General features: G+C 73.2%; 13 protein-coding genes. 8 read left to right on the top strand and 5 right to left on the bottom strand.

The features are described from left to right. Window positions 1–26 precede the first annotated feature (26 nt). Complete coding sequence (locus ACY3FI_RS06140) at window positions 27–686, top strand: NADPH-dependent F420 reductase (RefSeq protein WP_462549897.1); 660 nt, start codon at window positions 27–29, stop codon at window positions 684–686. A gap of 18 nt (window positions 687–704) precedes the next feature. Here ACY3FI_RS06140 and ACY3FI_RS06135 read toward each other — a convergent pair whose 3' ends face one another. Further along, window positions 705–1,673 carry an aldo/keto reductase gene (locus ACY3FI_RS06135; RefSeq protein WP_462549896.1) on the bottom strand — a complete coding sequence of 323 codons (969 nt, stop codon included), beginning with the start codon at window positions 1,671–1,673 and terminating at the stop codon, window positions 705–707. 96 nt (window positions 1,674–1,769) lie between these two features. Between ACY3FI_RS06135 and ACY3FI_RS06130 the strand changes: the two genes are divergently transcribed. Further along, entirely contained in the window at window positions 1,770–3,008 is a 1,239-nt protein-coding gene (locus tag ACY3FI_RS06130; RefSeq protein WP_462549895.1) for a hypothetical protein, read from the top strand. Between the two features lie 61 nt (window positions 3,009–3,069). Here ACY3FI_RS06130 and ACY3FI_RS06125 read toward each other — a convergent pair whose 3' ends face one another. Then, on the bottom strand, window positions 3,070–3,927 hold the full coding sequence (locus ACY3FI_RS06125) for a LysR substrate-binding domain-containing protein (RefSeq protein ID WP_462549894.1): 858 nt from the start codon (window positions 3,925–3,927) through the stop codon (window positions 3,070–3,072). A 173-nt stretch (window positions 3,928–4,100) separates the two neighbouring features. Between ACY3FI_RS06125 and ACY3FI_RS06120 the strand changes: the two genes are divergently transcribed. Then, on the top strand, window positions 4,101–5,426 hold the full coding sequence (locus ACY3FI_RS06120; protein ID WP_462549893.1) for an MFS transporter: 1,326 nt from the start codon (window positions 4,101–4,103) through the stop codon (window positions 5,424–5,426). A gap of 92 nt (window positions 5,427–5,518) precedes the next feature. Here ACY3FI_RS06120 and ACY3FI_RS06115 read toward each other — a convergent pair whose 3' ends face one another. Continuing rightward, a complete protein-coding gene (locus tag ACY3FI_RS06115) occupies window positions 5,519–6,166 on the bottom strand; it encodes an NAD(P)-dependent oxidoreductase (RefSeq protein WP_462549892.1) in 648 nt (215 codons plus the stop codon). Window positions 6,167–6,270: 104 nt separating this feature from the next. Between ACY3FI_RS06115 and ACY3FI_RS06110 the strand changes: the two genes are divergently transcribed. Together ACY3FI_RS06110 and ACY3FI_RS06105 are read left to right on the top strand one after the other, a co-directional pair. Beyond that, on the top strand, window positions 6,271–6,633 hold the full coding sequence (locus ACY3FI_RS06110; protein ID WP_462549891.1) for a winged helix-turn-helix transcriptional regulator: 363 nt from the start codon (window positions 6,271–6,273) through the stop codon (window positions 6,631–6,633). Window positions 6,634–6,679: 46 nt separating this feature from the next. Further along, complete coding sequence (locus ACY3FI_RS06105; RefSeq protein ID WP_462549889.1) at window positions 6,680–7,708, top strand: NADPH:quinone reductase; 1,029 nt, start codon at window positions 6,680–6,682, stop codon at window positions 7,706–7,708. Between the two features lie 183 nt (window positions 7,709–7,891). On the opposite strand, the gene ACY3FI_RS06100 is transcribed toward ACY3FI_RS06105, so the two are convergent. Together ACY3FI_RS06100 and ACY3FI_RS06095 are read right to left on the bottom strand one after the other, a co-directional pair. Beyond that, window positions 7,892–8,086, bottom strand: a complete 195-nt coding sequence (locus tag ACY3FI_RS06100; RefSeq protein ID WP_462549888.1) for a hypothetical protein — start codon at window positions 8,084–8,086, stop codon at window positions 7,892–7,894. Then, window positions 8,083–8,940 carry a GAF domain-containing protein gene (locus tag ACY3FI_RS06095; RefSeq protein WP_462549887.1) on the bottom strand — a complete coding sequence of 286 codons (858 nt, stop codon included), beginning with the start codon at window positions 8,938–8,940 and terminating at the stop codon, window positions 8,083–8,085. The genes ACY3FI_RS06100 and ACY3FI_RS06095 overlap by 4 nt, the downstream gene beginning before the upstream one ends. A gap of 213 nt (window positions 8,941–9,153) precedes the next feature. Here ACY3FI_RS06095 and ACY3FI_RS06090 point away from each other — a divergent pair, with 213 nt between their 5' ends. The 3 genes from ACY3FI_RS06090 (at window position 9,154) to ACY3FI_RS06080 (ending at window position 12,504) form a co-directional block, all read left to right on the top strand. Next, on the top strand, window positions 9,154–9,909 hold the full coding sequence (locus tag ACY3FI_RS06090) for a trypsin-like serine protease (RefSeq protein WP_462549886.1): 756 nt from the start codon (window positions 9,154–9,156) through the stop codon (window positions 9,907–9,909). 157 nt (window positions 9,910–10,066) lie between these two features. After that, window positions 10,067–11,239 (top strand): ROK family transcriptional regulator, encoded by a 1,173-nt coding sequence (locus ACY3FI_RS06085; RefSeq protein ID WP_462549884.1) that lies wholly within the window; start codon window positions 10,067–10,069, stop codon window positions 11,237–11,239. Between the two features lie 149 nt (window positions 11,240–11,388). Then, window positions 11,389–12,504, top strand: coding sequence for a sugar ABC transporter substrate-binding protein (locus tag ACY3FI_RS06080; RefSeq protein ID WP_462549883.1), 1,116 nt, complete (start codon window positions 11,389–11,391; stop codon window positions 12,502–12,504). Window positions 12,505–12,620: the final 116 nt, after the last annotated feature.

Genomic DNA, 12,620 nt, shown 5'->3' with positions numbered 1-12,620 from the left:
GCCCGCCCCGCGCGTTGGACGGGAGCATGACGACCATCGGCATCATCGGAGCAGGCAACATCGGATCCCAGCTGGCACGCCTCGCCGTGCAGCACGGCCACGAGGTGGTGATCGCGAACTCCCGCGGTCCGGAGACCCTCGCGGACCTCGTGTCGGAGCTGGACGGCATCCGGCAGGGCGCGGCGCGCGCGGCGACCCGTGACGAGGCGGCGTCCGCCGGGGAGGTCGTCGTCGTGACGACCCCGCTCGCGGCGATCGAGACGATCCCGGTCGAGCCCCTCGTGGGCAAGGTCGTGATCGACACGAACAACTACTACCCGCAGCGCGACGGCCACATCGCGGCGCTCGACGACGAGACGACCACCACCGCGGAACTGCTGCAGGACCACCTGCCCGGGGCACACGTCGTGAAGGCGTTCAACCACATCGGTGCCGCCGACCTGACCGGCCACGCCTCCCCCGCCGGCACGCCGGACCGTCGCGCCCTGGTGGTCGCCGGTGACGACGCGGACGCCAAGCGCACCGTGTCGGACCTCATCGACCAGTTCGGCTTCGACGTGGTCGACGCCGGTCCCCTCGCCGAGGGCTGGCGCATCCAGCGTGACACCCCCGGGTACGTCGCCCGCTTCACCGCCGACGAGCTCCGCCAGAAGCTCGCCGACGCGGTGCGCTACCGCGACATGTGACCCGCGCCCCGTCCGGGGTCAGGCACCGTCGAAGATGATCGTCATCTCGGCGAGGTCGTCCTCGGACGGGGTCCACGCCGCCCCGGCGTCGACGTTCTGCACCACCTGCTCGGGCTTCGTCGCTCCGGCGATGACGCTCGACAGCCCGGGCTGGGCGAGGAGCCACGCGAAGGTGGCCTGCAGCATCGTGACGTGCCGTTCGTCACAGAACCGCTGGTACTCCTCGAGCACCGCCCACGGCGCGTCCTGCAGCAGGTGCGGCTTGGCCGTCGTCAGGCGACCGTCGGCCGGCCCACCCGAGCGCGTGTACTTGCCGGTGAGCAGCCCGTTGTACAGCGGGAAGTACGGCAGGAAGCCGATCGCATAGGCGCGGACGGCGGGCAGCACCTCGTCCTCGACGGCCCGGGCGAGCGGGCTGTACTCGTTCTGCGCGGACACGAACGCGGTGGTGCCGGCGATCGAGGCCGTCAGCTCGGCCTCGGCGATCTGCCACCCGGCGAAGTTCGAGTGCCCGACGTACCGGATCTTGCCCTCGCGCACGAGGTCGTCCAGCACGGACAGCGTCTCCTCGATCGGCGTCGTCGTGTCCGGCGCGTGCAGCTGGTAGAGGTCGATCCAGTCCGTCCCGAGCCGCCGCAGCGACGACTCGACGGCCAGCCGCACGTACCGACGGGAGCCGCGGACGCCCCAGTCCGGCCCGTTCACACCCTGCATGTCGAGGCCGAACTTGGTGGCGAGGACGACCTCGTCGCGTCGGCGCCCGAGCGCCTTCCCGAGCATCTCCTCGCTCAGGCCCGGTCGACCGCCGTAGACGTCCGCCGTGTCGAAGAGGGTGACGCCCGCGTCGAGGGCGGCACGGACCACGGCGTCCGTCCCATCCTGCGACTCGGACGCGGTGCCGGGTCGGCCGAAGTTGTTGCAGCCGATGCCGACGGTGGAGACGACGAGTCCCGAGGGACCCAGTGGACGGTGTTCGATCACGGTCATGCCCCCGACCGTACCGACGACCCCGGAACTGGGGCGACGACAGGGACCGCGGTCGCCACTACAACTGAAGGTGGATCAGCCTACCGAGGGAGCACAGTGGCAGCGCACCGCATGCCGGACCAGGACCGGCCGCGTCGAGCGGTCCCCGCCTGGGTGACGGCCCCTCCCGAGGACGCGACCCCGGTCGCCTTGGAGGCGCGCCCCGCCGCCGCCACGTCGGCGCCGGTCGTCGGCGCGCTGGCTCCCGTGCCCGTGGAGACCCCCGGACAGCCGCTGACCGCCGCCTCGACGGCCGCCGCGCCCGTCGGCGCAGACGCCGTGACCGGCCCCACCGTGCCCGGCGCCCCCGCAGGCGGCCCTGCCGCCGCGCCGGCGGCCACCGTGCCCGTCGCCGAGCAGGCGTCCGCCGTGCCTCCGCTGGACGCGACCGCCCTCGGGTCCCCGGTCCCTCCGACCACCGCCGACGCATCGGCTGCTCCGGCGACCGGCGGGCCCCCGGTCGAGGAACTCCTCCGCGAGGACGTCGTCGTCCCGGACTACCCGCCGGACGAGTCGCTGCTCCCGCCCGCGCCGACCTCCCCCGCCGTGCACACCGTCCCGCTCGACAGCGCCGTGCTGCCGCCCGCGCCGGTGTCCCCCGTCGACCTCGCCCCGCCCGCTCCGGCCACGCCCGCGCGCCCGGTCGTCGGGCAGCCCCGGTTCTCGGTGCCCGGCCTCGAGCACGTCGTCGTCGAGGGCACCACACCCGAGCCCTCCGGACCGATCGGCTACCGCACGCCCGCCCGCTTCGCCCGACAGCAGGCACCGCTGGCGCCGACCCCGGCGCCTGCGGCGGAACAGCTCCCGCCGACCCGCTCGTTCGACGCGATCATCACGCCGCCGACCGCTGCAGGAGCGCCCCCGGCGCCGACCGCCGCGACCACCGGACCGGACGACGTCGACGAGGCCGCACCGCGCCTCCAGGACGGACCGACCGACACCGAGACGGCGGCGGGCGACGCGCGCCGTCCCGCGCTCGGCGTCACGCCGGCCGCGACCCTCGGAGCCGTCGCCGGCCTCGCGACGACCGGTCTCGCCGCATGGTGGTTCACCGCACCCGGGACGGTGCACGCCGTCGGGATCGCCCTCGGGGTGCTCGCGCTCGTGTTGTCCGTCGCGACCCTCCGGAACCGTGCGGCGACCTGGCAGCGCCCGGTCGCGCTGCTCGGTGCGGTGCTCGGCGGGATCGGCACGCTCGTGCTGCTCTGGGCCGTCGCCGCCGCACTCCTGCCGCTCGCCGGCGTCACCCTGCCGGACCTCACCGGCACCGGTACCACGCCGACGATCGCGCCGTAGCCGCGCGTCGGGCACCGTCGCTCGCGGTCCTGCCCGCTGCTTCGACCGCCTCGAGGTCGGCTCAGACGGCGCGCACGACCCCGCGCGACAGGATCGCGTTCGTCAGCGCGTCGATCGGCTCGCGCTGCACCGTGGGGTTGGCGATGAGCACGTAGTCGACGGCGGGCAGGTCCGGCAGCGACAACCGCTGTGAGACCTTCACGAGGTCCGCCGGGATGAGCGAGTGTGGGAACACGGCGACGCCGATGCCCGCCCGGACCGCCGCGAGGACCCCGTTCACGTCGCGGGTGTTGCACGTGATCCGCCAGGTGCGACCGGCGGCCTCGAGCGCGTCGATCGCCATCTGGCGGCTGATGCTCGGCGCCTGGTAGGCGATCAGCGGCACCGGCTCACCGGCCTCGAGGGCGATGCCGTCCTGCGCCATCCAGACCATCTGGTCCGTCGCCACCCGGGTGCCCTCGGCGGACGCCCCGGCGGTCTGCTTGATGAACACGAGGTCGAGCTGGCCGGCGTGCACCCGGCGGAGCAGCGGCGCGGACTGGTTCACCGTCAGCTCGAGGTTCACCTGCGGGTGCAGCCGGCGGAAGTCCCGCAGGATCCGCGGGAGCTGCGTGATCGCCAGGTCGTCGGCGGCACCGAACCGGAGGCGACCCCGCGTGGCCGCTCCGGAGAAGTAGGCGTCGGCCGTGGCGTGCGCCGCGAGGATCGTCCGCGCGAAGCCGGCCATGGCGTCGCCGTTGTCGGTGAGCGCCACGCCCCGGGTGTCGCGCGCGACGAGGGTGCGGGCCACCGCGGTCTCCAGGCGCCGCACGTGCTGGGAGACCGTCGGCTGGCTGATGCCCAACCGCTGTCCGGCGAGCGTGAAGCTGCCGGTCTCGGCGACGGCGAGGAACGTGCGGAGCAGGACCGGGTCGAGCACGGCGTGTCCCTTCTGCGGCGCGGCCGCTGCGCGTGCGCTGCCGTCCGCGGACCGGCCGCGCCATTCGACATCGCAATGGAGTGATAGCCACCATAGGGGTGTCGAATGACCTGGCACCACGTAGTTTCAGACGGGTACCGAATCCGCCCCCGACGATCCGGAGCCCCACGACCGTGAGTGCGTCATCGACGACCCTCCCCCCGCCCACCGAACCGCTCCCGATCCAAGCCCAGCGCCCGCCGTGGCGGCACACGCTCATCGCCCTCTCCGTCCCGAACTTCCGGCTCTTCACGGCCACCAACCTCGTCGCGATGACCGCCGGGTGGATGCAGCGCATCGCGCAGGACTGGCTCGTCCTGCAGCTCACCGGATCGGTCGCGCAGGTCGGCATCACCGTCGCCTGCCAGTTCGCCCCGATGCTGCTGTTCGGCCTCTGGGGCGGGGTGCTCGTCGACCGGTTCTCCAAGCGGGCGCTGATGATGCTCACCCAGGGCGCGTTCGCCGTGCTGTCCCTGCTGCTCGCGGTGCTGACCCTGACCGGCGTGGTCGAGGCATGGCACATCTGGGCGATCGCGTTCCTCGTCGGCATGGTCACGGTGATCGACAACCCGGCACGTCAGGTGTTCGTCACCGAGATCGTCGGCCACGAGCACCTGCGGAACGCGATCAGCGTGAACTCGAGCGTGTTCCAGCTCGGCGGCATGATCGGCCCGGCGCTCTCCGGCGCCCTGCTCGTCGCGGTGGGTGCCGGGTGGTCCTTCGGCGTGAACGCGGTCGCCTGCGTGGCGGTCGTCGTGACACTCGGGTTCCTGAAGGCGTCCGAGCTGCACCGGACGCCGCCGGCTCCGCGCGCGAAGGGGCAGCTCGTGGAGGGGCTGCGCTACGCCGTCCGGAAGCCGACGATCCTCGTGCCCGTCGTCCTCATGGTCTTCTTCTCGGTGTTCGCGCTGACCATGCCCGTGCTGCTGTCCGCCTTCGCGTCCGAGGTGTACGACGTCGGCGCGGGCGGGTACGGCCTGTTCAACTCAGCCGTCGCGATCGGAGCGCTCACCGGGGCGCTGCTGTCGACGCGGCGCGCCGTGGTCCGGCTCCGCACCATCGTCGGCGGGGTCTTCTGGACCGGCGTGCTGCTCGTGGTGACCGGCTCGATCCAGGTCATCGCGCCGTTCACCGTGGCGCTCGTCGCCGTGGGGATGTCACAGCTGCTCTTCATGACGGCGTCGAACTCGCTCGTGCAGCTGTCATCGAACGTCGCGATCCGCGGCCGGGTGATGTCGTTGTACGTGCTCGTGCTGCTCGGCGGCCAGGCGATCGGCGGCCCGCTGATGGGCCAGGTCGTGGACCACTTCGGCGCCCACGTCGGGATGGTCGTCGCCGGTGGGGTGCCCGCTGCCGCGGCGGCCGTCGTCGGGCTCGTGCTCGCGCGGCGCGGCGGGCTGCACCTCGCGGTGCGGATGCGGCACCACGTGCCGATGCCCGCGATCGTCGGGCACCGCTAGCGGCGCTGCTCCACGGAACCAGGTTCCGGACACAGCACCGTGCTCCTCCCTGGTGTCGTGTCCGGAACCTGGTTCTGCCGTGGATGGTCGCGTCAGTACGCGACGCCGAAGCGCGCGCGGTGGTGCGCCGGCGAGGCGATCTCGTCGACGAAGGCGATCGCGAAGTCCTCGCCGGAGATGTCGGAGTTGCCCTCGGCGTCGGTGAGGAGCACGTCGTCGGTCACCCGGTAGGTGCCCTTCCGCTCGCCGGGGTTGTAGCTGCCGAAGGCCGCCGCGGGGCTCACGTAGAACCAGTCGACGTCGGTGCTGGAGGCCTTGAGTGCCTCGAGGACCTGGGCGTGGCTCTTGGCCTCGCCCTTGAAGGCGTCCGGGAACTCCGGAGTGTCGAACAGCGCCGGACCACCCTCGGCGACGAGCAGGGAGCCGGCACCGCCGACGATGCCGAGGCGCGCACCGGCGGCAGCGGCGGCGTCGACGAAGTGCTGGAAGCGGTCCTTCAGCTCGCTGCCGTCGGCCTGCACCGCGTGCAGCGCCACGACGACGACGTCGGTGCCCTTCGTGACCTCGGCCACGAAGTCCGCGTCGAAGGCGTCGCCCTGCGCGAGGGTGAGGCCGTCGGCTGCGTCGAGCTTCGAGGTGTCGCGGGCGACGGCGGTGACGGCGATGCCGCGGGACAGGGCCTCGCGGGTGATGGCGGATCCGGCGTAGCCGGTGCCACCGAAGACGACGATGCTGGTCATGGAGTTCCTTCCGTGGTGGTGCTGCCGTGGTCTGGCGTCCTCGACCGTACCCGCGTTACTCTCTTTCAGGAAGTAGGCACCTCACGGTGCGTGACGGAGGAACGATGTCAGCGCTCGAGTACAGCCCCTACGCCGCCGACTGCCCCTCGCGGCAGCTGCTCGACCGGATCGGCGACCGGTGGAGCGTCCTCACGATCGGGGTGCTCGCGACCGGTCCGGCGCGGTACTCGACGATCGCCACCCGCGTGCAGGGCGTCTCGCAGAAGATGCTCACGCAGACCCTCCGAGCGCTCGAGCGCGACGGACTCGTGACGCGGACCGTCTTCCCGGAGATCCCGCCGCGGGTCGAGTACGAGCTCACCGAACGGGGTCGGTCGCTCCGCACCGTGCTCGAGCCGCTGGAGGACTGGGCGACCGCACACATGGACGACGTCACCGTCTCACGCGCGGCGTACGACGCGCGCTGACCCGCAGCCGGGAACACCGTCGACCGGTCCTTGGTTGCCTGGTGCCATGCGATCGATCGTCTACACGAAGCCCGGTGCCAGCAACGTCCTCGACCTCGTCGAGCGTGACCTCCCGCAGCCCGGTCCCGGCGAGGTCCGGGTCCGTGTCGTCGTCTCGGGCGTGAACCCCACCGACTGGAAGGCCCGCGCCGGCGGCACCTACGGCGACGGCCTGCCCTTCCCGGAGATCTCCCCGAACCAGGACGGCGCCGGCGTGGTCGACGCCGTCGGCGAGGACGTCGAGGGCCTGACCGAGGGCGACCGGGTGTGGCTGTTCATGGCCGCCGCGAGCCGCCCCACCGGCACCGCGCAGGAGTACACCGTCGTGCCGGCGACGCGCGTCGTCCCGCTGCCCGAGGACACGAGCTTCGACGTCGGCGCCTCGCTCGGCGTCCCAGCGATGACCGCGCACCGCGCCCTCACCACGCACGAGGACGGCCCGGCGCGGCTGGCCCCGGGCGCGCTGGACGGTCGGACGGTCCTCGTCGCAGGCGGCGCCGGCGCCGTCGGACACGCCGCGATCCAGCTCGCCCGCTGGGCCGGAGCGACGGTGATCAGCACGATCAGCTCCGACGAGAAGGCCGCCCTCGCCACCGCGGCCGGCGCACACCACACGGTGAACTACCGCTCCGAGGACGCCGTCGCGCGCATCCGTGAGATCGCCCCGGACGGCGTCGACATCGTCGTCGAGGTCTCGATCCCGCAGAACGCCGGCCTCGTCGCGGACGTGCTGGCGAACCACGGGGTCGTGTCGATCTACGCGAACAACGGCGGCGACGACGCGGTGATCCCGATCCGCCCGAACATGGGCACGAACGCCCGCTACCAGTTCCTGCTGCTGTACACGATCGGCGACCGGGCCCTCGCCGCGGCGGCCGAGGACGTCACGGCCGCGCTGCGCGACGGCGTGCTGCCCGTCGGCGAGGAGGCCGGGCTGCCGCTCACGCGCTTCCGGCTCGAGGAGACCGCGGCCGCGCACGACGCGGTCGAGGGCGACGCCGTCGGCAAGGTGCTCATCGACGTGCAGTCGGAGTAGCGCGGGGCGCGGCGGGCGCGGGGCGGAGCGGCGCCTCACCGCCGCCGGAGGCGCGCGGCGGCGCACGCCGGCACCCGCGCGATCGCACCCCGTGCCGGACGTCGCACCCCACCGTGGCGGGGTGCGATGTCGGCGGCAGGGTGCGACCGAGGCGGCGGCCCGCGGACGCCAGCCAGCGGCGCGTCACCGACCCCGGAAGCGCCCGGCGACGCGCGCCGTCACCCGCACCCGCGCGGCCTCGAACGAGCGCTGCAGGTTCGCGGCGACGACGGCCGGGTCCTCGTAGTCGGCGTCCGTCGTCTCGCCGCCCCAGCCCGCACGACGCACGGGGGCCCGGCCGAACCGGACGGGGCCGGACCCCGGCGCGACGGCGGTCACGCGAACCACCCGCCGTCGTCGACCCCGTCGCCCGGTCCGACCGGCGCCCCGGCGACGGCGTGCTCGCGGCGGACCGGGAACGCCAGTGCGCACGCCACGGCGACGTACTGCGCGACGACGCCCACGTTCCGCACGTCGAGGTCGGTGAACACGTCCGGACTCGGGCAGTCCACCGTGAGCATGCCGTAGGACTCCCCCTCGCCACGGACCACCACGGCGACGTACGAGCGGTACCGGGGATCGAAGTCGGGCTCGTCGTCCTCGGCGTCGACATCGGCCTCGCGATCACCGACGACCCGGGGCGGTCCGCCCTGCAGCACCCATTCGAGGTTGCGATCGCCGTACGGGGTCCCGGAGCGGAACACCCCGGCGGTGTCGCCCGCTCCGCCGTGGCCGATCGGCTCGAGGGCGTCGAGTCCGGGTGCGAGCAGGTAGACGTTCGCCCGGACGTCGGGCACGTGCGGCAGGAGGTAGTACGCCAGTGCGGCTGCGGCGCGGTCGGCGAACGCCCCCATCTCGGCGCGACGCTCGGGGACGCGGAGCGATGCGAAGCGGGTCAGCCGGGTCGCGATCTGCCCGAAGCCGTACTGCACGGCCACCTCGTACGCGGCGAGGGCGGCGGCGCCGGTGTCCTCGGCACGGGCTCGGGCGCGGCTGCTCCGGCGGGCGCGGAGGACCTGCCACGTGACGACGCCGACGAACACCGCGAGGGCGGCGACGACCACGGCGGCCCGGGCAAGCGGCACGCCCACGAGGTTCGGCGCCTGGAACGCCGCGGTGGGCAGCGCCGCCGCCACGATCGGCAGGCCGACGTCGCCGTACCGTCCGCGTCCCCGTGGCTTCCCCGTCTCCATGCCCTGACGCTACGGCGGACCACCGACGCCCCCGACGCCACCGAGGCCGCGGGCGGCGCGTGCCCGCAGCCCGACCACGTCGGCGCCGACCCCGGCCCGGCCCCGGCCCCGACCCCCGGCCCCGAGCCACCCGGGACGCCGGCCCCCGGGTGACGATGTTGTCCTCCGCAACGCCGACTTGTCCCCCGTCCGAGGCACGCGGAGCATCGACCCATGCAGCAGCGAACGAACCGCAGGACCGTCGCCCTCGTCGCGACGGCAGCCCTCACCGTCCTCGCCGGCACCTTCGGCGCCACGGCCGCGCACGCCACCACCGTCCGGGCAGGCACCGTCGCCTCGCCCCAGGTCATCGGCGGCGAGCAGGCACCGAGCACCCCCTGGGAGGTGCAGCTCCTCTTCCAGCAGGGCGGCACCGGCACGTACGGGTGCACGGGCGAACAGCTCAACGCCTCGTGGGTGCTCACCGCCGAGCACTGCGTCGACGGCACCACCGCGATGAACGTCTACCACTCGAACAGCACCACGAACCGGGGTACGGCGACCGCCGTCGACACGCTCTACTCCGCGCCGAAGGGCGACATCGCACTCGTGCACCTCCGCACACCGAAGACGCTGTCGTCGTACGCGCCCGTCGACCTCGCGTTCAGCACGCGGACGAGCGGCACGGGCACGATCATGGGGTACGGCAACCGGGCGAACAGCGTCCCGACCACCGGCCTGTACCAGGCGACGGTGAACCTCACCGGCCGCTCGGTCGACGCCTACGGCGGGACCGCGCAGCACGTCACGGGCGTCTCCGGCGCCGCGAACCACGGCGACTCCGGCGGTGCGCTCGTCGTCGGCGGCAAGGTCGTCGCCGTCTGCTCGACCGGCGACTCCGCCGACCCGGGAGCCGACACGCACGCCGGCTCGAACTACGCCGTGCTCGCGCAGAGCGCGAGCTGGATCCGGAGCACCGCCGGCATCTGACGCACCACCCACCGGGCGGGAGGCGCGCGGCACCGCCGCCACGCGCCTCCTGACCGCACCACCCACCCGACGGGAGGCGCGCGGCACTGCCGCCACGCGCCTCCCGTCCGTCTGCGGTCACCGCGGCCGTCCGTGCGCCGCCGGTTACGCTGTCCCCGTGTCAGAGCCGCGCCGCAGTCCCGGGAACCAGACTTCACTGCGTGAAGCCAACCGGGGCCGGGTCGTCGCCGCCGTCAAGCGGCACGGCGGACTGACCCAGGTCGAGCTCGCCGGCGTGACCGGCCTGTCCCCGGCGACGGTGTCGAACATCGTCAAGGAACTCGTCGCCACCGGCGCCCTGCACGCCACGCCGAGCACGTCCAGCGGCCGGCGGGCCCTGCGCGTGACGCTGCCGCACGGCCTCGGTCTGGTCGCCGGCGTGCACGTCTCGCCCCGGCACCTCCGCGTCGCGCTCTCCGACCTGAACGCGACCGTGCTCGCCGAGCGGCACATGCCCCTGGCCCGTGACCACCGCGCCGATGCCGAGCTCGACAAGACCGCGCTGCTCGTGATGGACATGGTCGAGTCGATCGAGTCGTCGATGTCCGAGGTGCTGGCCGTCGGGTTGGCCGTGGCGGCACCGATCGACCGGCGGACCGGCATGACCGCCCGGGGCGGGATCCTGCGCGGCTGGGACGGCGTGCCGCTCGGGGCCTCGCTCTCGCGGCGACTCGACAAGCCCGTGCAGGTGGACAACTCGGCGAACCTGGCGGCCCTCGCCGAACACCGCAGCGGCGCGGCCCGCGGGCGCAGCACGGTCGTGACGCTCGACGTCGGGAACGGCATCGGCGCCGGGCTCGTGCTCGACGGCCGGCTGTTCCGGGGGCACCACGGCGTCGCCGGCGAGTTCGGGCACACCCCGGTCGCGCCGCACGGTCCCGTGTGCCGGTGCGGGAACCGCGGTTGCCTCGAGGCGGTCGCGGGCGGCCCCGCTGTGCTGGCCGGCATCCGCGACGAGGTCGGCACGCTGAAGCTCGCGGACCTGGTGCTCCGGGCGATGGCGGGCGACGACGCCTGCATCCGGGCGATCGCCGACGCCGGACGCACGATCGGCAGCGCGGCGGTCGGCCTGTGCAACCTGCTCGACCCCGAGCGCGTCGTCGTCACCGGCGAGTTCGCGCGTGCGGGCGAACTGCTGCTCGGGCCGATGCGGCACGCCCTGGAGTCATCACTCATCGTCGACGTGGACGGCACACCGGACGTGGTGCAGGGCCAGCTCGGGGAGCGGGCCGCCGTCACCGGTGCACTCGCGCTGGCGATCGAGTCGGTGGACGTGACCCAGGGCCGCTGACGCGGCACGCTGGTCGGACAACGCGACGTAGATAACGATTCCGACGTCGGCCGCGCACCGCTTGTGTTCAAGTCTTGCAGCCAAGGTCCTCCGCTGCCACACTCAGCACACCGCCACCGTGGGCGGTCCACCCGTTGGAGGACGTTTCAATGAAGAAATCCACCACACGCGCCATGCTGGGCGTCGGCGCCCTGCTGCTCGCGATCACCACACTCGCCGGCTGCTCCAACGGAGCGGACGCGAACAACGGATCCGGAGGAGGCGGCGGGGACGCCTCGAAGGCCAAGATCGGCCTGCTCCTGCCCGACTCCGTCACCGCCCGCTACGCCAGCGCCGACCGCCCGCTCTTCACCGCCGAGGTCAAGAAGCAGTGCCCGGACTGCTCGGTCGTCTACGCGAACGCCGACGGCGACGCGTCGAAGCAGCTCCAGCAGGCCCAGTCGATGCTCACCCAGGGCGTCAAGGTCCTCGTGCTCGACCCGTTCGACGGCGAGGCAGCCGCCTCGATCGTGCAGCAGGCCAAGGCCAAGAAGGTGCCGGTCATCTCCTACGACCGCCTCATCAACAGCCCCGACCTGAGCTACTACATCTCGTTCGACAACGAGAAGGTGGGCGAACTCCAGGGCCAGGCACTCGTCGACGCGCTCAAGCAGAAGGGCGTGCCTTCCGGCTCGGGGATCATCATGGTCAACGGCTCCCCGACCGACAACAACGCCTCGCAGTTCAAGAAGGGCGCGCACTCGGTCATCGACAGCAGCGGCTACAAGGTGCTCGCCGAGTACGACACCCCCGGTTGGGACCCCGCCAAGGCACAGGACTGGGCCGCCGGGCAGATCAGCAAGCTCGGCACGGACAAGATCACCGGCGTCTACGCGGCCAACGACGACACCGGTGGCGGTGTCATCGCGGCGCTCAAGGCGGCGGGTGCCAAGACGCTGCCGCCGGTCACCGGTCAGGACGCCAGCCTCGCCGGCATCCAGCGCATCCTCGCGGGTGAGCAGTACATGACGGTCTACAAGGCGTTCAAGCCCGAGGCGTCCAAGGCCGCAGACCTCGCGATCCAGTTCGCCAAGGGCGAGGACCCGAAGGGCGAGACGACCGTGAAGACCGCGGGCGGCGCCACCGTCCAGTCGAGCCTGCTCGAGCCCGTCGCGGTCACGACGAAGAACGTGCAGGACACCGTGGTGAAGGACGGCCTGTACAAGGTCGACCAGATCTGCACGTCGCAGTACGCCTCGGCCTGCACCGCCGCCGGCATCCAGTAGTCCCACCGCGGCTCCGGGGCACCGCCGCCGGACCCGCACCGACGGGTCCGGGGCGCTCCGGACCCGTCACGACCCCACCGCCCGCCCGGTCCCTCCTCGGACCGGGCGGGCCCCAC

Source organism: Curtobacterium sp. RM9 (assembly GCF_054956955.1).
Note: the sequence above shows the minus strand (reverse complement) of the source record. Positions and strands in the feature narration are given on the sequence as shown.

Bases quoted from the DNA above. Each gene is read 5' to 3' on its own strand.
- ACY3FI_RS06080 (WP_462549883.1), top strand. From the start codon at position 11,389: ATGAAGAAATCCACCACACGCGCCATGCTGGGCGTCGGCGCCCTGCTG.
- ACY3FI_RS06105 (WP_462549889.1), top strand. From the start codon at position 6,680: ATGCGATCGATCGTCTACACGAAGCCCGGTGCCAGCAACGTCCTCGAC.
- ACY3FI_RS06135 (WP_462549896.1), bottom strand. From the start codon at position 1,673: ATGACCGTGATCGAACACCGTCCACTGGGTCCCTCGGGACTCGTCGTC.
- ACY3FI_RS06090 (WP_462549886.1), top strand. From the start codon at position 9,154: ATGCAGCAGCGAACGAACCGCAGGACCGTCGCCCTCGTCGCGACGGCA.
- ACY3FI_RS06095 (WP_462549887.1), bottom strand. From the start codon at position 8,940: ATGGAGACGGGGAAGCCACGGGGACGCGGACGGTACGGCGACGTCGGC.
- ACY3FI_RS06110 (WP_462549891.1), top strand. From the start codon at position 6,271: ATGTCAGCGCTCGAGTACAGCCCCTACGCCGCCGACTGCCCCTCGCGG.
- ACY3FI_RS06115 (WP_462549892.1), bottom strand. From the start codon at position 6,166: ATGACCAGCATCGTCGTCTTCGGTGGCACCGGCTACGCCGGATCCGCC.
- ACY3FI_RS06140 (WP_462549897.1), top strand. From the start codon at position 27: ATGACGACCATCGGCATCATCGGAGCAGGCAACATCGGATCCCAGCTG.